Below are 19,161 nucleotides of genomic sequence, written 5' to 3' on the forward strand. Positions count from 1 at the left end.
CGAACATGCGTCGCGGCGGTTCAATCCATGACAGGCGCACGGCCGGCGAGGGGGCTTTCCGGTGCGGCGCGCAAGGGCAGGGCCGGCATCGCATTCGTGCCACCTGCTTTCCAGTCTCTTTTCGCTTCTTGATTCTGCTTCGACGATCGCGGCCCCGGCTTGCCGCGATCGGCAGTCGTGTGTGGATCGTCATCAACGCGCGTCGCTCGTCGCATCCAGCGAGTGGCGCCGCATCGATGCATGGCTTCATCAGCAAGGCTTGTGCGGTTCTGCAGCGGTATCGCGTGACAGATACTTCGGAAAACTTACTATTTGGGATCGACGGAGGATAGGGCTATGTGGAAGCGGAGTGAATTGAGTATCGCGCTGGCGGCGATGACGATGGCGCTGGCCGCCTGCAATGGGGATTCGGACGGCGGCAGCTCGCTGTCCCTGAAGCAGAATTCGCAAGGCGAGAGCCAGGCGCAGAACGGCGTGTCGGCCAGCACCGGCGGCGCGGCCGCCGCCGCGGCCACGCCCTTGCCCTGCGATACGCTGGCCTCGGCGGGCACCGCCTGTTCCGCGGCCCACAGCGTGACGCGCCTGCTGACCAAGGGCTACACGGGCCCCTTGTTCCGCGTGCTCAACCTGAGCAGCAACGCCGAGACGAATATCTTCCCCTACGCGGCCAATTCGGGCGTGACCGCGAACCTGGTCGGCACCACCAACCTCGATGCGCTCAAGCGAGCCTGCGGCAGCGATGCCAGCGGCTGCGTGGTCGACACCATCTACGACCAGATCGACCTGGTCGCGCCGCTGCAATCGGCCGGCAAGTACGGCAACGTGGCCGCCACCCTCAGCGTGGTGAACAACCAGGCCCAGACGCTCACCATCAACGCCACCGGCCAGAGCGTGCCGGTCACCGGCGGCTTCGCGCAATTGCCGCTGCCCGGCGGCGGCAAGCTGACGGTGCAGGTGCACCGTCCCTCGGTCAACTTCCCGAGCCTGCTGAACAATCCCGTGCCGACCAACCAGGCGATCACGATCGGCAACGACCTGCCGTTCGCCGGCGACAAGGCCCCGGCGACCCTCCGCCTGGTGTCGCTGCCGGGCGGGCGCACCACGGTGGCGCTCGACATCCAGGCGCGGCAGTCGTATCGCAATCGCATCGGCACCGTGAACCAGTCGATCGGCGACACGGAAATCGCCGAATACATGGTGGCCGGCGCGGCCCTGCCGTTCGGCGCGACCTCGTCGTGCTGCGGCACCTACGGCAACATGGAGGACAACTCCAGCGGCAGCTTCCAGGGCAGCGGCACGGTTCCGCCCTCGGGCGGCTCGATCCCGGGCGACCCGGTGCTGGTGGACGGCAACGGCAGCAAGGGGCAGATCGAGGGCATGATGTTCGGGCTCGCCTATGCCAGCGGCAACGCGGCCGTGTTCGGCTACGGCCCCGGCTACAAGAACGGCGGCCCCTCGTATTCGGCCAACAACACCGGCGTGAACTGGCCCGGCGTCGACGCGGAAGCGGGCGTCTATCTCTACGGCCCCAAGCAGCCGCTGACCACCGACTTCGTGACCGTGCTGGCGAAATACTCGCCGCAGGGCCAGGCGAACCGCTTCGCGGTGAAGGGCGGCGACTCGGCGCAAGCCACGCTGACCTCGGTCTATGACGGCGTGCCGCCCGAGGCGGTCGACTTCTTCAACGACACCGGCCATCGCCTGCTGGGCCGCTGGGAAGGCGGCCTGTCGCTGGGTGAGGGCGGCGACGAATCGGATGCGCCGATCACCTTCTACGAAGGCGCGATCGTCACGAAGATGAGCTCGGACAAGTCGGACAACGCGATCCAGGGCAGCATCCAGGGCTTCTACGGCCCGGCTGTCGACACCACGGCCGCCGCCTGCCAGGCCAACAACCTGCTCACGCAGCCGCTCGCGCTGGCCAGTACCTCGGCCTGGTCGACCGGCAGCGGCGGCTCGGTGATCGGGCTGACCACCGACATCTCCGGCCAGACCAACCATGCCGCGGTGATCGGCAATGCCAGCGGCAGCCCGTTCGCGCAGATCAACCAGTGGATCAAGGTGCAGGGCGGCCAGAGCTACACCTTCACGGACTACCTGCCGGCCAGCTCGGGCCAGACCATCTTCCCGGCCTTCTCGGTACAGACCGACGACGGCAACCAGACCGAATTCGCGGGCGTGCTCAACACCAACAACGGCGTGATCGTGCCGGGTTCGTGGAGCACCGGGAATTCGACGCTGTCGACCAGCAAGGTGGGCACCTGGTGGAAGGTCAGCATGAGCTTCACGGCGCCCTCGGGTTCGTCGAACGCGCACATCTTCCTCGATCCGCGTACCTCGAACGCCTCGGGCGCGCGCAGCAACCAGAGCGTCAACGACGACCTGTCGGCGACGCACTACTGCCCGGGCCTATCGATCGCGGCGCGTTGAGGAAGCGGAGGCAGCGGAGGAAGGCGCCCGGATCGAGCGCGTCGATCCGGGCGCTGACGAAGTGGGCATGGTTCGGTCCGGAGCAGGTCGCCGAACCGAGCCATGCCGGCGCGATCCGCGCATCCTCACCCATCCCCGGCCGGCTTCGCCGGCCCCTTTGCTTCCTGCGTCCCGCCACGATAATGCAGCCATGCTGCGATGCAGCTAAACTGCACGGACTCGAACCTGGCGACCGGTTTTCCGAAGGCTCCGCGCGCATTCCGCAATGCGGCAAGCAGCTTTCGTTTCGCCTGCGATTCCCGACTTTTTCGCCCCAGCAGTCCGTTCCGACCCAATGGAGGAAATCATCGTGGATGCAAAGACCAACGGCACGCTCTATGTGCTGCAAACGCGCCCGCCGGCGATCATCGCGCTGTCGTCGGACGGCTCGCACGAGGCGATCGTGACGGACCTGAGCTTTACCCCCGACGGCATCAAGGTCGACGCCGAGAACGGCGTCATCTACTGGTCCAACATGGGCAGCGGCGTGCACCTGATCGATTCCGACCCGGCCGCGGGCGCCGTCCCGCCGAACGACGGCACGATCGAGCGCGCGAACCTCGACGGCAGCGACCATCGCGTGCTGGTGGCATCCGGCCTGGCCGGCACGCCGAAGGAGCTCGCGCTCGATATCGAGGGCGGCCTGATCTACTGGTGCGACCGCGAAGGCATGCGCGTGATGCGCGCGCGGCTCGACGGCTCGGAGGTCACGGTGCTGGTGAAGACGGGCGAATTCCCGGCCGACACCGCCGATGCGAAGCGCCACTGCGTGGGCATCGCGCTCGACAAGCCCAACGGCCATCTCTACTGGACCCAGAAGGGCGCGCCCGATGCCGGCGAAGGCCGGATCTTCCGCGCGAGCATCGACCTGCCGGCCGGCGCGGCGCCCGACGCGCGCCCGGACATCGTGTGCCTGCTCGACAAGCTGCCCGAGCCGATCGACCTCGACATCGACAGGCAGAAGAACGTGCTGTACTGGACCGATCGCGGCGACGACGCGCATGACGGCAACACGCTGAACCGCGCGCACGTCACGCCCGACGGGCTCGTGAACCACGAGGTGCTGGCGCACGGGCTCAAGGAGGGCATCGGGCTGTCGCTCGACGAGGCGGGCCGCCGGGCGTTCGTGACCGATCTCGGCGGCAACGTGCTCGAATTCGACATCGACACCACCGAGCGGGATCACTTCACCTCGATCGCCCACCTCGGGCCGCTCACGGGTATCGACTACGTGGCCTGACGAAACGGCACGTCGCGCGTTCGGCGCGCGGCGTGCCGTGCGGATCGCTCTAATCGCCCCGGTCGTTCAGCGCGCCACGGCCGCCGCGGCATTCGCCTGCTGCGAGACCTGCGTGAGAATCTGGCCGGCCGCGCCGTAGGACGCGTTCATGTAGATCTTCGCGAACGAATGGCCGAGGGGATCGGAGATCGGGTGCAGCCCCAGCGAGAAGTTCGAGGGCATCACGGTCTGCACCAGGCCGAGGCTGCCGATCACCGCATCCGAGCTCGAGGTCAGGTAGCTGGAGCCCGGCAGCAGGTAACGCGCCGCATTGCCGACATTGACCGTGCTGATCCTGCCCTGCGCCTTCTCCGGCCCGGTGATCAGCACATTGGTCTCGAAGTTGGCATACAGCGAACCCTGGGAGTGGCCCACCAGCACGACCTTGCGGTTCTGCTTCAGATACGCGCGATATTGGTTCAGGTGGTCCGGCAATTCCGGAACCTGGCTCTGCGCCAGGATATCGATGTACTTCTGCTCCAGCGCGGCGTCCATGCCGCCCGCGGGAATGCTGCCGCCGTCTATCGCCCGCCAGAAATCGGCCGGGCTCGACCCTTCGATCGCCTTCTGCTTGAACACCTGGTAGAGATCGCTGAAGGTGCCCTGCGTCGCGTTGTAGGCATTGCCATAGACATAGGCGTTGCCGGCATTGCGCGCGTTGAGCTGGGTCTTGAGGATCTGCAGGCTCGCGACGGCATCGTCGAAACTATTGTTGATGCCGTTGACGAACACGATCGCGGTGTTCGACGGGGCGGCCGCCGCGGTAGCCGAGGCGACCGTCGCCGCATTCAGCGGCAGGGAATAGGGCAGCGCGAGCAGCGATCCGGCAATCATCAGGCTGGCTAGTTTTCTCATCGGAGAATGTCCTTGGGTGAGGGAAGGGCACGGCAAGGCGGTGCTCAGTTCTGCAGCGAGCTCGGATCGAAGCTGCAGGACCGGGCGCCGGGATCGTCGAAATACTGGCCGCCGGCCAGCGATTGAAAATGGATATAGGCCTGCGTGTCGGCCTCGGTATCGAGCATCACGGCCCGCGTGTCCTTGATCCGGTCGAGCATCGCCTGCTGGTCGACGCCCGACTTGCCGAGCACGCCCTGGCTCAGCGCGCAGGCGATGCCCTTGGCGATGGCATTGCCGGCATCCTTCGCATCGGCGGGATTGTGGACATCGCGAATGGCCTGGCTCCAGCCGTAGGCGATCTGCGTGAGCGCTTGGCGGGTGGCGGCGGAGTTCGCGTATTCGGCGGCGATATATTCGGTGACGCGGGCGGGAAGGGGCGGCGGTGCGCGGCGTTGTCCCGCAGCCGACGAGGCGGCGCCGGAAAACGTGTTGGCCATCGGCGCATCGGCCGGCCGGTCGATATGCGAGGGCCGATCGGCCGACGCCGAAGTCCCCCGGGCCACGATCGCGAAACACAGGCATGCAAGCAGCCCTGCCGCGAGTATCGCGGCAACGACATATTTCCAACGCATTTTGTTTTGCCCTCTATCGTTTCTTTTTTATTGTGAATTTTCCGGATTGTTCACCGAGTCATTGATTAAGAATGCCAAGCAAAGTTGAAGATTGCATGACAGCATATATTCGGGAAATCGGATAGGGAGGTTGCCACGGATGTGGCTGGGGAGGGCGCCAGGCTGATGCCGGAGTGGGGTGCGCCGGGTCGACCTGGATTGACTGGCATGACCTGGATGACAAACAGGTTTGCAATGAAAATCGCCTCGTTTCATTTCCGAATCAGATCGGCACGGGGCTGGGGTTGGCGATCGTGCGCACCATCGTCGAGCGGATCGGGGCGCGCATCGAGCTCGGCGACGTCGAGCCTGCCGCGCAGGCGGCGAGGATGCGGACGCTAAGGCGACCCAGCCGGCGTCGTCGCCGCGTTCGCGGCATGCCATCCCCCACCGAGTGCCGTCGTCAGGTCGACCGCCGCCTCGATGCGCCGCGCATCGATCCGATCCACCCGTTGCTGGTCCGCCAGGGCGATGGTCTGCGCCGTGACCACGTCGAGATAGCTGACCGCGCCGGCCTGGAAGCGGTTCGTCGTCAGCCGCAGCGAGAGATCGGCCGCCCCGGCGGCGCGCCGCGCGCTGCACGCCTCGTCCGCCAGCGCATGCAGCGAACTCAGGTCGTCCTCCACCTGCTGGAACGCGCTCAGCACGGTCTGCCGGTAGTCGGCCACCGCGCCCTCGTATTGCGCGCTCGCGCCGCGCAGCGTGGCGCTGCGCCGGCCCCCGTCGAACAGCGTGCCGACCAATTGCGGCCCGAGCGACCAGAACAGGCTTGGCGCCGTCAGCCAGGGGGCGAATGCGGCGCTTTCGAGGCCGGCGCCTGCGCTCAATACGAGGTCCGGGAAGAACGCCGCGCGCGCGATGCCGATCCGGGCATTCGCGGCGGCCACGCGGCGCTCGGCCGCCGCGATATCGGGCCGCCGCTCGAGCAGTTGCGACGGCAGGCCTGCAGGGATATCGGGCACGGCCAGCGCCTGCACGCGCGGCGCGATCGCGAAGCTCGAGGCGTTTTCGCCGACCAGGGTCGCGATCGCGTGCTGCAGGCGTGCGCGTTGCGCGCCGACTTCGGTGGCTTGGGTGCGTGCCGATTCATATTGCGTGCGTGCCTGCGCCACCGCCGAGGCGTCGATCGCGCCGTCCGCGAGCTGTTGCTCGAGCAGTTGCAGTGCGCGAGCATATGCCGTCACGGTGCGATCGAGCAGTTGCTGCTGCGTATCGAGCGAGCGCAGCGTGAAGTAGTCGATCGCGAGCTGCGTGCCGATCGCCAGCTTCACGGCGGCCAGATCCGCCGCGCTGGCGTCCGCGCCGGCCTGCGCATCGGCCACCGAGTCGCGGATCCGCCCGAACAGGTCGGGCTCCCAACTGGCGGCGACGCCGGCCGTGTAGTCGGTGGTGGTCTTGCCGGCCAGCGACGAGCCGGCCTTGTTTTGCGAGACGCGTGCGCGGCTCGGCGCGGCGCCGGTCGTGATGGTCGGCAGGAAGTCCGCGCGCTGGACCGAGACGGCGGCACGGGCCGCCTCCAGGTCGGCGATGGCGCGCCGGACCGTCTGGCTCGAGATTGCGACGCGCGCCTCCAGGCGATCGAGATCCGCATCGCCGAAGGCTGTCCACCACGGCCCGCGCGGCGCGGCGTCGAGCGGCGATGCGTGGCGCCAGCCCGGCTGCGCGGCCGCTGCGCCGGCATAGTCGGCGGGTAGCGCGATCGCGGGGCGGACATAGGCCGGCAGGGTCGAGCAGGCGCCGAGCGATAGCGCTGCGAGCCCGGCCGCCAATACCCGGCGCGCGGCGACAAAAGAAGGCATGAGCAAGGAAACGGACATCGGGCGCTCCTGTCAGCGCGGCGTGGCAAAAGCCGCGTGCGGGGCCGCCGCGGTCGACATGGCCGGTGTTCCCGGCGCCTCGGGCGTATTCGCGGTAGCGGCCGGCGCCGCGCTCGCCACGCTCATCACCTGGACCCGCTCGCCGGCCGCCAGCGCGTCGCCGGGGTTGTCGATCACGCGATCCGACGTAGCCAGTCCGGTCGTGATTTCGACACGAGTGCCGAAGTCCCGCCCGATCCGCACGCGCCGCAAGGCCACGCGACCGTCACCGGCGACGGTCGCTACCGTCACGCCGTCGGGGCGAAACAGCAGGGCACTGACCGGGAGTTCGAGCGCGGGGCGCGCGCTGGCGATCTGCAGGTGCGCTCGTGCGTAAGCGCCGGGCAGCAAGGCACCATCGCCGTTGTCGACGTCGATCTCGACGCGCAGGGTGCGTGTGGCGGGATCGATCGCGCCGCTGCTGCGTGCCACGCGCGCGGCAAAGCGCCGGCCGGGATACTGCGGCGAGCTCAGGTAGACGCCGGTGCCGGCCGCGATGCCGGCGGCGCTGTCCTGCGGTACGTCGACGAACACGCGCAGCCGGTCGGTCTGCTGGAGGTGGAACAACTCGCCGGTCTGCCCGGCTGAGCCGGGCGTGCCGCCGGCCGTCACCAGCGTGCCGAGGTCGACGTTGCGTGCCGTGACCACGCCGGCGAACGGTGCCGTCACACGCTCGAACGAAACCAGTTGCGCGAGATGCGCGACATTCGCCTGGGCCGCCTCGAGCAACGCCCGCTTGGCGTTCATGTCCGCACGTCGGGTGTCGGCGTCCTGCTGCGAGACCGATTGCGTCTTCAGCATCCGTGCCCAGCGCTCGGAGGTCGATGCCGCGTAATCGTAGTTCGCCTGCGCGACGGCCTGGTCGGCGCGCGCCTGCTTCAACTGGGCGTCGAGATCGGGTGCGGCGATGCGTGCCAGCACCTCGCCCGCCTTCACGCGCGTGCCGATATCGGTGCGCCAGCTGTCGACATAGCCGCTGGTGCGTGCGTAGATCGCCGTGTCGGCGAACGGCGCCACCGCGCCGGGCAGGATCAGTTCCTGGTCGGCGGGCGCCCGGGCCGGCAGCACGACCGTGACGGGCAGTGCCTGCTGGTCGGCGGTTTGCGCCTGGCGGGCGGCGCGCGCCGCGACGCGCGGCACGATGCCGATCGCGAGCATCGCGGCGAAGGCGGCAGCCAGCGCGAGCGGCATCACGAAAGGCCGCCGGCGAGGCGCGGCAGCCGGCTCGGGGGCTTCGGGCGCGGCGCCGGGCTCGGATTCGCCGGGAACAGGGTCGTGCGGGTGGTTCATGATCGGATCGAGTGGATGGCGGTGGACAGGGGGCGGCTCAGTGGGCGTCGGTAGCGGTCGCGTCGGTCGGTGCCGCCTTGGCGCCGCAACCGGCGAGCCGGCGGTGGGCCAGGCCGAACATCACCGGCACGAACAGCAGGGTCGACAGCGTGCCGAACGCAAGCCCGCCGATCACGGCGCGGCCCAGTGGCGCGTTCTGCTCGCCGCCGTCGCCCAGGCCGAGCGCCATCGGCAACATGCCGATCAACATCGCGAGCGCGGTCATCACCACCGGCCGGAAGCGCGTGAAGCCGGCCTCCAGCGCCGCCTGCCAGGGCGGCGTGCCTTCGCGCAGCAGCTCACGCGCGGCATTGACCACCAGGATGCTGTTGGCGGTCGCGATGCCGACGCAGAGGATGGTCCCGGTCAGCGCGGGTACCGACAGGGTGGTGTGCGTGGCGAACAGCATCCAGGCGATGCCGGCCAGCGAGGCGGGCAGGCCGGCGACGATCACGGCCGGATCGAGCCAGGACTGGAAGTTCACCACCATCAGCAGGTAGACCAGCCCGATCGCGAACAGCAGCCCGGCCAGCAGCCCCGAGAACGAAGCGTTCATGGCCTGCACCTGGCCCCGCAGCACGATGCGCGAGCCCGGCGGCAATTGCGCGCGCGCGGCATTCACCAGCTTGGTCACGTCGGCGGCCACGCCGCCCAGGTCGCGCCCTTGCGCGGATGCATAGATGTCGAGCACCGGCTGCACGTTGTAATGCGAAACCACGGCCTGCTGGCTGACGCGCGAGAAGCTGCCGAGCGAGCCCAGCAGGTTGCGCGCCGCGGCGCCGGCCGGCCCGGCGCCGCCGGGCTGGGGCGAGGGCATCGGCAGGTTGGCGAGCGCCTGCAGCGAGTCGATGTCGTACTGCGGCGCCTCGATCGTGATCGGGTAGCTCACGCCGTTGGCCGGATCGAGCCAGAAGTTCGGCGAGGTCTGCGAACTGCCTGACAGCGCGATCAGCAGGTTCTGCGAGACGTCGCGCTGCTGAAGGCCCGCCAGGATGGCTCGCGTGCGATCGACCTCGACATGGATGGCGGGCTCGTCGCCCGGCTGCTGGATACGCGGGTCCACCAGCCCCGGCACGCCGCGCAGTTGCGCGAGCAACCTGTTCGCGACGGCGCGGTTGGCGTCGAGCCGGTTGCCGACGATCTGGATGTCGATCGGCGAGGGCAGCCCGAAATTGAGGATCTGGCTGACGATATCGGCCGGCAGGAAGGCAAAGCCGACACCGGGGAACGCTGCGCCCAGCGTATTGCGCAGGCGCGCGACGTAGCCGGCGGTCGGGGCATGGCCCGGTTTCAGGGTGATCAGCACGGTGGCGTCCTCGGTGCCGATCGCGCCGCTGGAGTCGTAGCTGAGATTGATGCCGCTGACCGGCACGCCGATAGTGTCGAGCATCGAGGCAATCCGATCCGGGGGAATCACGCTTCGGATGCTCGCTTCCACTTCGTCGGTGAGCCGTGCGGTTTGTTCGATCCGGGTGCCGGTCGGCGCGCGCAGGTGCAGGCGGATCTCGCCGGTATCGACGGCGGGGAAGAAGTCGCGGCCGGCGAACGCGAACAGCGAGAACGAAGCGAGGCAGGCCAGCGCGAAGCCGGAGATCACCGCGCGGCGATGACGGATCGCCCCGGCGAGCAGGCCGCGATAACGCGCGCGCAGCGCCTCGAAACGGTGCTCGAAGCTTCGCTGGAAGCGCGCCAGCGGGCCGCGCGCCGTGCCCGAGGGGGCGTGCAGCAGCCACATCGCGAGGGTCGGCACCAGGGTGCGCGACAGCAGGTAGGAGGCGGCCATCGCGAAGATCACGGCTTGCGCCATCGGCACGAACAGATAGCGCGCCACGCCGGTGAGCAGGAACATCGGCGCGAACACGATGCAGATCGACAGGGTCGAGACGAAGGTCGGCACGGCGATCTCGCCCGCGCCGGTCAGGATCGCGTCCTCGAGCACCGCGCCGCGCTCGAGGTGGTGCGTGATGTTCTCGATCGCGACGGTCGCGTCGTCGACCAGGATCCCCACCGCCAGCGCGAGCCCGCCCAGGGTCATGATGTTGATGGTCTGGCCCAGCGCCGCCAGCGCGAGCAGCGAGCTGAGCACGGCCAGCGGGATCGACACCGCGATGATCAGCGTCGCGCGCCAGCTGCCGAGGAACAGCAGGATCATCAGCGCGGTCAGGCAGGCGGCGATCAGCGCCTCGCGCACCACGCCCTGGATCGCCGATTTCACGAACACCGACTGGTCGCCCAGCGGCGTGATGTTCAGCGCCTTGGGCAGGCCGGCGGCGATCTGCGGCAGCAGCGCCTTGACCTGGCCGATGATCGACAGCGTCGAGGCGCTGCCGGTCTTCTCGATCGTCAGCAGCGCGGCGCGCTTGCCGTCGGCGCGCACGATGTTGGTCTGCGGCACGTAGCCGTCGCGCACGTGGGCGACGTCGCGCAGGTAGATCACGCCGCCGCCGAGCGCCTTCACGGGCAAGTCGTTCAGCGCGGCGATGGTTTGCGTGCTGCCGTTCATCTCCACGTTGTACTCGCGCGCGCCGATCTTCGCCGAACCGCCCGGCAGGATCAGGTTCTGCGCGTTGACGGCATTGACCACGTCGATCGGCGAGAGCCCCTTGGCCTGCAGCGCGCGCGAGTCGAGATCGACCACGATCGAGCGGACCTTGCCGCCGAACGGCAAGGGTACCGCCGCGCCCTGGACGGTGGCGAGCTGGGTGCGGATGAAGCTGTTGCCGAGGTCGTAGAGCTGCTGCTCGGGCAGGCTGTGGCTCGACAAGCCGAGCTGCAGGATCGGCACGGTCGAGGCGCTGTAGGTGATGATGTTCGGCGGCAGCGTGCCGGGCGGCAGCACGCGCAGGATCGACGAGGCGTTGCTGACGGTCTGCGAGATCGCGCGATTGATGTCGGCGCCGGGATGGAAGAACACCTTGATCACCGAGACGCCGTTCAGCGACTGCGATTCGATGTGCTCGATGTCGTCGACGTCGGAGCTGAGCGCGCGCTCGTAGATCGAGGTGATCCGGTGCGCCATGTCCTCGGCCGAGAAGCCGTTGTACTGCCAGACGATGCTGACGACGGGAATGTCGATGTTCGGAAAGATGTCGGTCGGCATGCGCAGTATCGCGAGCGGGCCGGCGATCGCGATCAGCAGCGCGAGCACGACGAAGGTATAGGGCCGGCGCAGGGCCAGCCGGACGATCCACATGGCGGTTCCTTCCGGTCGGAGAAGCGGGGCGGCGCGCACGGCGCGACGGCAGGCGCCAGTGTCGCGGCGCGGTGGACACCGCGTTCTGACACGAACATGACGAAATCGTCATGCGGCGCGGATGTCGATTTCGTCATCGAGCGGTCAAGCTGCCGGCAAGATGCGGCGCACAGAATGGCCGTGCGGTCCGATCAGGCTTCGAGGCATGAAACGCCGGCGGACCCGACCCTGCCATCGACGATTTGGAGGAAAGCCATGCCCAAGGCAATTCGCTGGTTCGCGGCCGCTTGCGCCGCATGCGTCGCGTCGCTCGCGCTGTCCGCGCAGGCGTTCGCGAAAGTGGACAACAATGGACTGACGCGCGACGAGGTGCGCGCGCAACTGATCGACGCGCAGCGCGACGGCGTGGTGCCGACCACGGATGCGCAATACCCGCCTTCGGCGGTGATGGTCGCGCGCAATCGCGAGCTGTATGCGATCGCGCACCAGGGCAGCACGGAATCGGGCACGCGCACCGCGGCGGCCGAAGGCCGGCCTTAAGCTGCCGTCAAGCCTGGACGCGCCATGCTGGCCGCAGTGCCGTCCTCCGGAGGTTGCCCACCGCCGGGGAGCGGCATCGATGGAAACCGGGACACGCTGGGCTAGTCAACCAAGCGACCGAGTTGCTGCCGATGCAAATGGATATGGAGGACAACCAGGACGCGTAATGGACACGGATCGTCAACCTGGACATGCGGTTCTGGCGTCGAGGAAAGTCGAACCCGCTCGGACTCGACTGCGGCGTGGAAGGCGTGTCGTGCGAGCCGGCGCACGATCACGGTTGCGCCGACCAGATAGGCCAGCACGAGGTGATGGAAGAGCGGGGTGGTGAAATCCCGAGTGGGCACGCCCAGCAAGAGGATCGACAACAACATCGCTGATTGTGCCGCGAGTGCGGCCAGTGACGCGACCAGCAGGTCGGCGCGGCATGCATCGAGCGGTGCGACGCCGAAAGCGGGACGCGGGCCATGCAAGGGCCGCAGACGGGAAAGGAGCGAGACGCGGGACATGGCTTCGAGTCTGTGTAAGGTGCGATAGGGCGCGACACCCGGCGGACGGCGGAAACAGTGGCGATGCTATGGCTGCCCGGTTGTCGAATTGACAGACCGTTGACAGGTTCAAGTCATGCATTAATAATGAGAATTATTCTCAATTACGGGCGGTTCTCGCTCTCCGCTGAACGTGACTGGCCTGCCCCGCGACGCCGCCGACACATCGCTGATCGGTACCCTGGTCAAGCATTACGACGATCTGGTGAACCATGTCCGTCATCGTTTTGGCGACCGCGCCTTCGCACGAGACGTGGTGCAGGATGTCTGCGTGCAGTTATTGCAGCGGCCGCCGGACGAGCGTATCCATACGCCGCTGGCGTTCCTCAGGCATTTGTCGATCCATCGCGCGATCGATCGGTGGCGCGGCGAGGAGGCTCGTGCCACCCACGTCGACCTGACCGGTCTGGCTGCGCCGGATATTCGTTCGGATGATGTGGACGGAGAGCAAGTCTTGACCTACCAGCAAACCGTACGCGAACTGGAACGGATAATCGACGATCTGCCTGCCAGGTGTCGCGAGGTCTTCATTCTCCATAAGCTGCATGAACTTTCGCAGGACGAAGTGGCTGCCGAGTTGCGTATTTCACGTAACATGGTCGCCAAACATCTCGCCCGTGCGATGGTTGCACTGGCGCCGGTCCTTCAAACTCCGTTGCGAACCGCGACGTCGAATCACGATGCAGCCTGAGCATTCCCGCCGTACCGATTCCGCCGACCCGCCCGAGGACGCCCTCGGCGACTATCTCGGCGCGCTGCGCGAGCGCTATCCGCTCGACGTGGTGCGCCGCCGGGTGTCCCGCCGCCGTGCCCTGCGGCGCACCGCCGGCGGCGTGGCCTTGTGCGCCGTGCTCGGCGTGGCGGCGTGGCGCGTCGATCCCGCCTATCGCGTCGAGCAACTGGATACGGCAGTCGGCGAGCATCGCGACTGGCATCTCGCCGACGGCACCCGGGTGGTGCTCAATACCGGCTCGGCCGTGAGCGTCGAATGGCGGCTGCGCTCGCGCCGGCTTGTCGTCGAGCGTGGCGAGGCCTACGTCGAGGTCGCGCATTCCGCGCTGCGCCCGTTGATCACGCTGGCCGGCGGCGCGGTGATTCGCGATATCGGTACCGCGTTCATGGTGCGCCGCGAGGCGGCGCTCACGCGGGTGGGGGTGCAAAGCGGCGCGGTCAGCGTCGCGCTGGCCGGCCAGCCGCCCGCCGAACTGCGCCGCGGCCAGCAGGTCGAGCTCGATACGGCCGCCGGTCGCATCGAGGCCGTGCAAACCCTGGACGAGGACTCGCTCGCCTGGGTGCAGGGCCGCCTGTGGTTCGATCGCACGCCCTTGCCGAGCGTGGCCGCCGAGATCCAGCGCTACCGCGCCGCGCCGGTGCGGGTAGCGCCCGACGCGGCCGCGCTCACGCTGTCGGGCCAGTTCAACAGCGCCGACGTCGATACCCTGATCGACCTGTTGCCGCGTGTGCTGCCGGTGCGCGTCACGCACCAGGCCGACGGCGCCGTCCTGATCGCGCGTCGCTAGACAGACCGCCGGCGCTCGGCTCGCCGGCGGTTTCTCCCGTTTCCTCAAAAAATATTTTCACCGGGACGTCAACAAACCGGGAGGCCGATCCGGCAACCCTCGTAGAACGTGTTCAACAATTCTGCGAGGAGTGGCGGCAATGGGTTTCACGGGGCGCCGGTTGGCGATCGGACGATATGTATCGGTGGCGCTCGCAAGCACTTGCGTGTCGGCCATCGCCTGGGGGCAGGGCGCGGCGCAGCGCTACGAGATTCCCGCGCAGCGGCTCGACCGCGCGCTCAATGTATTCGCGCGCCAGTCCGGTACGCAGTTGCTGTTCGCGCCGTCGCTGGCCGAATCGCGCACCAGCCAGGCCGTGCAAGGGGAGATGGCGCCGGCCGACGCGCTGGCGCGCCTGCTGTCCGGCACCGGGCTGCGGGCCCGGGCCACGGCGGCCGATATCTTTACGATCGACATCGCGCCGGCCGCATCGGGCGCGGCGCGTGCGCCGATGCCGGCCGCCGAACTGGCCGCGATCGAGGTCTCGACGGAGCGCACGCACAGCGATCTGGTGCGTCCGACGCGGCAGGCCACCGTGATCGACCGCGCCGAGCTGCAGCAGCTCCAGGGCGGCTCGAACAATCTGGCCACGGTACTCAGCAAGGCGGTGCCGGGCTTCGCCGATTCGAGCCACACCATTACCGACTATGGCCAGACGCTGCGCGGTCGCAACGTGCTGGTGCTGGTCGACGGCGTGCCGCTCAATACCAACCGCGATTCCGCTCGCAACCTCGCCAACATCGATCCGAACGACATCGAGAAGGTCGAGGTCCTGCGGGGCAGCAATGCGATCTACGGCAGCGGCGCGACGGGGGGCATCGTCTCGGTCACGACGCGGCCGGCGGGCGGCCCGCCGCGCGCCGAAACCACGTTTTCGATGGAAACGCCGCTGTCGCACCTGGGCAGCGGCGGCCTGGGCGGCACCCTGCGGCAGTTCTTCAGCGGCAGCCACGGTCCGCTCGACTACGAGTTCAACGTCAGCGGCCAGCATGTCGGCAGCTCCTACGACGCACGTGGGCATCGCATCGCGCCGGAGCCGAGCCAGGGCGACCTGTTCGATTCGGACATCTACAGCGTGGGCGGCAAGCTCGGCGCGCGGATCGACGCGAACCAGCGCATCGTGTTCTCGGCCAGCCACTACGACGCGAAGCAGGACACGCATGTCGGCAGCGACCCCTCGGTGGCGAAGCTGCCGCCCGGCACCGCGGTGGCGCGGCCGCTCGACGGGCTGCAGCTCGCCGACCAGAACCGCATCCGCAATACCATCCTGAACCTGCAGTACGAGAACAAGGACGTGTACGGCAGCACGGTGTCGACGCAGTTCTACTACCGGGATTACTTCACGCGCTTCGCGCCCTTCGACGCGCGCGCGGTCGCCACGCGCGGCAACAACATCGACCAGGTGATGCAGGATTCGACCGTGTTCGGCAGCCGCCTGACGATCACCACGCCGCTCGACCAGGCCAGGCGCACCAAGCTGCTGTGGGGCGCGGACTTCAACCAGGAACGCAGCGACATGCCGGACGACATCTTCTCGCCGGCGGCCTACGATGCGAGCGGCGGCCTCGTTTACCAGAAGACCGGGCGCCTGATGTACCTGCCGCCGCTGACCACGCGCAGCATCGGCGGCTTCGCGCAATTGCAGCACAAGTTCAACGAGCGATGGTCGGCCGAGGGCGGCATCCGCTACGAGCACGCCAGCGCGAGCTTCGACGATTTCACGCCGCTCTCGCAACTGCGTGCGGCCAGGCCCTATCGCGTGCCGGGCGGCTCCACCGGCTTCGGCGCCTGGCTGTTCAACGCGGGCCTGTCCTATGCGCCGATCCCGGGGCAGACGGTCTATGCCTCGTTCAGCCAGGGCTTCCAGCTTCCCGACGTCGGCCTGCAACTGCGCAACGCCACCACCGGCTTCGATATCGGCTCGTCGAGCCTGGCGCCGGTCAAGACCAACAACTACGAGATCGGCTGGCGCGGCAACCTCGGCAACCAGGCCGACGGCACGCTCGCGCTGTTCTACACGACCTCCGAGCTCGGCGACGTGCAGAGCTTCAACAATGGCCTGATCCTGACGCGCACGGCCGAGCGGATCGCCGGCGTGGAGGCCAGCGTGGACTGGCTGTCCGCCAGCGAGAAGTGGGGCATCGGCGGCACGGCCACGTATCTGCAAGGCCGCGAGCGGCCGCAAGGCAGCGCCAACTACCAGGACATGACCGGCTATCGCATCCCGCCGCTCAAGCTCACCGCCTATCTCGAGTACCGGCCCACGCCGCGCTGGAGCAACCGCCTGCAGGGCACCTTCTACGCGGCGCGCGACTACCGGCTCAACGGCAAGATCGGCTTCGGCCGGCTCGAGGTGGCGAGCTATACCACGCTCGACCTGATGTCGACCTGGCAGATCAGCAAGCAGGACAAGCTCGGCGTCGGCGTGGAGAACCTGCTGAACCGCTACTACCTGCCGCTCTACAGCCAGCTCATGCGCAACAGCAATAACACCAGCCGGTTGCCCGCCGCCGGCGCGGTCCTGAGCGCGAGCTACACGCACCGCTGGTAATCCGGCAGGGCGCCGATCGGGCGCCTTGCCGTTTCGATTCGTAATGAGACGCAATCTCATTATTTTTTGAGCGTTTTCAACAGGAGGCAAGCATGATCGGAAACGACATCGTGGATTGCATCGGCGCGACGCCGCTGGTGCGGCTCGGGCGCATGTTCGGGCCGCGGGCGCAGGTGTTCGCCAAGCTCGAGATGCTGAACCCGGCGGGCAGCATCAAGGACAGGCCCGCGCGCTACATCGTCGAGCGCGGCCTCGCCGACGGCAGCATCGCGCCCGGCGCGCATGTGGTCGAGAGTTCGTCGGGCAATCTCGCGATCGCGCTGGCGATGGTGTGCAGCGTGAAGGGCCTGCGCTTCACGGCCGTGGTCGACCCGAAGATCTCGTCGACCAACCTGCAGATCCTGCGCGCCTACGGGGCCGGCATCGAGCGCGTGACCGAGCGTGACAGCCAGGGCGGCTACCTGGAGACGCGCATCGCCCGCGTGCGCGAGTTGCTCGCGGCGGAACCGGGCGCGGTCTGGATCAACCAGTACGGCAATCCGCGCAACTGGGAGAGCCACTTCCATGGCGAGGGCGACGAGATCGCGCGCGCGCTCGGCGAGCCGGCCGACCTGCTGGTGCTCGGCGTCAGCACCTCCGGCACCATCCTCGGCCTCGCGCGGCGCCTGCGCGAAGCCTGGCCCGGGCTGCGCGTGGTCGGTGTCGACGCGGTCGGCTCGGTGCTGTTCGGCGCCAGGCCGGGGCCGCGCGAGCTGCCTGGAATCGGCGCGAGCCGCGTGCCCGAACTGCTGTGCCGCGACGACATCGACCAGGTGATCCATGTCGACGACCACGACGCGGCGCTCGGCTGCCGCCGGCTGCTGGCCGCCGAGGGGATCTTCGCGGGCGGTTCGTCGGGCGCGGTGGTGGTGGCGATCGAGCGGCTGCTGGCGAGCGCGCCCGCCGCCGCGCGACCCCCGCGCATCGTCACGCTGCTGCCCGATCGAGGCGAGCGTTATCTCGACACCGTCTACGACGATGCCTGGCTCGCGCGTGTCGCGGCCGCGCGCCGTCATTCGGCCGCCCCGATCGAGGCGGCATTTCCCGTTTCCCTGTCCGAGGCGATTCACTGACATGCACGATTCCCGTACCGAAACCGGCTTGCTCTACCTGGGCCGGCAAGACCTCGTCGCGCTCGGCGGCGACCGCTCGCAAGCCTATGTCGACGCGATCGCCGACGGCCTCGCGCTGCATGCGCGGCGTGCCTTTGTCCAGCCGCTCAAGCCCTATCTGCGCTGGCCCGGCGCCGACCATATCGCCGACCGCATCATCGCGATGCCGTGTTATGTGGGCGGCGCGGACCCGATTGCCGGGCTCAAGTGGATCGGCAGCCGCCAGCACAATCCGGCGCGCCACGGCCTGGCGCGCGCCAGCGCGGTGATCGTGCTGAACGACGCCGACACGAATTACCCGCTGGCGATCCTCGAGGGCGGCCTGATCAGCGGCATGCGCACCGCGGCCATCAGCGCGGTGGCGGCACGCCACCTGGCGCGGCCCGGTTTCGCCGAGGTCGCCTGCATCGGCTGCGGGCCGATCGCGCGGATGCAGATCCAGACGCTGGTCGAGCAGTTCGACTCGATCCGCCGGATCCGCGTGTTCGACCTCTCGGCCGAGGCGATGCGGGCATTTGCATGCTGGCTCGGCGAGCGCTACCCGCATCTGGCCTGCGACGAGGCCCCCAGCGCCGAGGCCGCCGTGCGCGGCGGCGAGGTGGTGGTGACCTGCACCGTGGCCGACGCGCCCTACCTCGAATTCGACTGGATCCAGCGCGGCGCCTTCGTCTGCAACGTCTCGATCATGGATGTCCACAAGGACGTGTACGAACGCGTGGAGAAGGTCGTGGTCGACGACTGGGAGCAGTCGAACCGCGAGAAGAAGATCATCAACCAGCTCGTGCTCGAAGGGCGCTTCAGCCGCGAGCGGCTGCATGCCGAACTGGGCGAGATCGTGATCGGCGAGCGTCCGGGCCGCGAGAACGACGACGAGATCATCCTGCTCAATCCGATGGGAATGGCGCTCGACGACATGGTCTGCGCGCGGCACTTCTACCGGCTCGCGCAACAGCGCGGCGTCGGCACGCGGCTGGCCCTGCTATGAGCGAGCTCGCGATCGCGGTCTGCGCCGAGGCCGAAGGCGAGCACCGACTGGCCCAGGACCTGTTCGATGCGCTCTGGCTCGAGAACGCCTTCGGTTTTCGCGAGCGAGCGGCCTGGCACGGCGCCTGCCTGGCGGTGCCGCTCGGGGCGGGGCGCTCGCTGGTCTGGCGCGGACGGCGCGTGGCCGGCTGGCG

General features: G+C 68.4%; 15 protein-coding genes. 9 read left to right on the top strand and 6 right to left on the bottom strand.

Translation table 11 applies throughout. The features are described 5' to 3' along the window. Positions 1–336: 336 nt before the first annotated feature. Positions 337–2,430 carry an arabinofuranosidase catalytic domain-containing protein gene (locus F3J10_RS18645; protein ID WP_167242721.1) on the top strand — a complete coding sequence of 698 codons (2,094 nt, stop codon included), beginning with the start codon at positions 337–339 and terminating at the stop codon, positions 2,428–2,430. Between the two features lie 349 nt (positions 2,431–2,779). Beyond that, entirely contained in the window at positions 2,780–3,709 is a 930-nt protein-coding gene (locus F3J10_RS18650) for a hypothetical protein (protein ID WP_242411505.1), read from the top strand. 66 nt (positions 3,710–3,775) lie between these two features. On the opposite strand, the gene F3J10_RS18655 is transcribed toward F3J10_RS18650, so the two are convergent. The 5 genes from F3J10_RS18655 to F3J10_RS18675 form a co-directional block, all read right to left on the bottom strand. Continuing rightward, on the bottom strand, positions 3,776–4,603 hold the full coding sequence (locus tag F3J10_RS18655; RefSeq protein ID WP_167242722.1) for a hypothetical protein: 828 nt from the start codon (positions 4,601–4,603) through the stop codon (positions 3,776–3,778). Between the two features lie 44 nt (positions 4,604–4,647). Next, entirely contained in the window at positions 4,648–5,217 is a 570-nt protein-coding gene (locus F3J10_RS18660; RefSeq protein ID WP_166913593.1) for a hypothetical protein, read from the bottom strand. A gap of 377 nt (positions 5,218–5,594) precedes the next feature. Continuing rightward, positions 5,595–7,073 (bottom strand): efflux transporter outer membrane subunit, encoded by a 1,479-nt coding sequence (locus F3J10_RS18665; protein WP_240155632.1) that lies wholly within the window; start codon positions 7,071–7,073, stop codon positions 5,595–5,597. Positions 7,074–7,085: 12 nt separating this feature from the next. Further along, on the bottom strand, positions 7,086–8,402 hold the full coding sequence (locus F3J10_RS18670) for an efflux RND transporter periplasmic adaptor subunit (RefSeq protein WP_167230907.1): 1,317 nt from the start codon (positions 8,400–8,402) through the stop codon (positions 7,086–7,088). 37 nt (positions 8,403–8,439) lie between these two features. Continuing rightward, positions 8,440–11,634, bottom strand: a complete 3,195-nt coding sequence (locus tag F3J10_RS18675; protein ID WP_240155633.1) for an efflux RND transporter permease subunit — start codon at positions 11,632–11,634, stop codon at positions 8,440–8,442. Positions 11,635–11,889: 255 nt separating this feature from the next. Here F3J10_RS18675 and F3J10_RS18680 point away from each other — a divergent pair, with 255 nt between their 5' ends. Then, positions 11,890–12,174 carry a DUF4148 domain-containing protein gene (locus F3J10_RS18680; protein ID WP_167230946.1) on the top strand — a complete coding sequence of 95 codons (285 nt, stop codon included), beginning with the start codon at positions 11,890–11,892 and terminating at the stop codon, positions 12,172–12,174. Between the two features lie 101 nt (positions 12,175–12,275). Here the strand turns inward: F3J10_RS18680 and F3J10_RS18685 are convergent, their stop codons facing one another. Further along, positions 12,276–12,683, bottom strand: coding sequence for a hypothetical protein (locus tag F3J10_RS18685; RefSeq protein WP_167230904.1), 408 nt, complete (start codon positions 12,681–12,683; stop codon positions 12,276–12,278). A 172-nt stretch (positions 12,684–12,855) separates the two neighbouring features. Here F3J10_RS18685 and F3J10_RS18690 point away from each other — a divergent pair, with 172 nt between their 5' ends. The 6 genes from F3J10_RS18690 to F3J10_RS18715 form a co-directional block, all read left to right on the top strand. Then, a complete protein-coding gene (locus F3J10_RS18690) occupies positions 12,856–13,413 on the top strand; it encodes an RNA polymerase sigma factor (RefSeq protein WP_242411504.1) in 558 nt (185 codons plus the stop codon). Next, positions 13,403–14,242: a FecR domain-containing protein gene (locus tag F3J10_RS18695; RefSeq protein WP_167242723.1), complete on the top strand. Its 840-nt coding sequence runs from the start codon at positions 13,403–13,405 to the stop codon at positions 14,240–14,242. The genes F3J10_RS18690 and F3J10_RS18695 overlap by 11 nt, the downstream gene beginning before the upstream one ends. Positions 14,243–14,381: 139 nt before the next feature. Then, positions 14,382–16,832 carry a TonB-dependent receptor gene (locus F3J10_RS18700; RefSeq protein ID WP_025101839.1) on the top strand — a complete coding sequence of 817 codons (2,451 nt, stop codon included), beginning with the start codon at positions 14,382–14,384 and terminating at the stop codon, positions 16,830–16,832. Between the two features lie 92 nt (positions 16,833–16,924). Further along, complete coding sequence (gene sbnA / locus F3J10_RS18705; RefSeq protein WP_025101838.1) at positions 16,925–17,944, top strand: 2,3-diaminopropionate biosynthesis protein SbnA; 1,020 nt, start codon at positions 16,925–16,927, stop codon at positions 17,942–17,944. Between the two features lies 1 nt (position 17,945). Next, entirely contained in the window at positions 17,946–18,968 is a 1,023-nt protein-coding gene (sbnB, locus tag F3J10_RS18710) for a 2,3-diaminopropionate biosynthesis protein SbnB (protein WP_167230898.1), read from the top strand. Beyond that, the coding region (locus tag F3J10_RS18715; RefSeq protein WP_167242724.1) for a hypothetical protein at positions 18,965–19,161 on the top strand (197 nt) is incomplete at its 3' end. The genes sbnB and F3J10_RS18715, both read left to right, overlap by 4 nt.

This window comes from Burkholderia sp. Cy-637, assembly GCF_011753175.1.
In the GTDB taxonomy this organism is placed as follows: domain Bacteria; phylum Pseudomonadota; class Gammaproteobacteria; order Burkholderiales; family Burkholderiaceae; genus Burkholderia; species Burkholderia gladioli.

What these genes read in the sequence shown, in the direction of transcription:
- F3J10_RS18645 (WP_167242721.1), top strand. Translation starts at nt 337, where the DNA reads ATGTGGAAGCGGAGTGAATTGAGTATCGCGCTGGCGGCGATGACGATG.
- F3J10_RS18685 (WP_167230904.1), bottom strand. Translation starts at nt 12,683, where the DNA reads ATGTCCCGCGTCTCGCTCCTTTCCCGTCTGCGGCCCTTGCATGGCCCG.
- F3J10_RS18680 (WP_167230946.1), top strand. Translation starts at nt 11,890, where the DNA reads ATGCCCAAGGCAATTCGCTGGTTCGCGGCCGCTTGCGCCGCATGCGTC.
- sbnA (WP_025101838.1), top strand. Translation starts at nt 16,925, where the DNA reads ATGATCGGAAACGACATCGTGGATTGCATCGGCGCGACGCCGCTGGTG.
- F3J10_RS18665 (WP_240155632.1), bottom strand. Translation starts at nt 7,073, where the DNA reads ATGTCCGTTTCCTTGCTCATGCCTTCTTTTGTCGCCGCGCGCCGGGTA.
- F3J10_RS18695 (WP_167242723.1), top strand. Translation starts at nt 13,403, where the DNA reads ATGCAGCCTGAGCATTCCCGCCGTACCGATTCCGCCGACCCGCCCGAG.
- F3J10_RS18655 (WP_167242722.1), bottom strand. Translation starts at nt 4,603, where the DNA reads ATGAGAAAACTAGCCAGCCTGATGATTGCCGGATCGCTGCTCGCGCTG.
- F3J10_RS18675 (WP_240155633.1), bottom strand. Translation starts at nt 11,634, where the DNA reads ATGTGGATCGTCCGGCTGGCCCTGCGCCGGCCCTATACCTTCGTCGTG.
- sbnB (WP_167230898.1), top strand. Translation starts at nt 17,946, where the DNA reads ATGCACGATTCCCGTACCGAAACCGGCTTGCTCTACCTGGGCCGGCAA.
- F3J10_RS18700 (WP_025101839.1), top strand. Translation starts at nt 14,382, where the DNA reads ATGGGTTTCACGGGGCGCCGGTTGGCGATCGGACGATATGTATCGGTG.
- F3J10_RS18670 (WP_167230907.1), bottom strand. Translation starts at nt 8,402, where the DNA reads ATGAACCACCCGCACGACCCTGTTCCCGGCGAATCCGAGCCCGGCGCC.
- F3J10_RS18660 (WP_166913593.1), bottom strand. Translation starts at nt 5,217, where the DNA reads ATGCGTTGGAAATATGTCGTTGCCGCGATACTCGCGGCAGGGCTGCTT.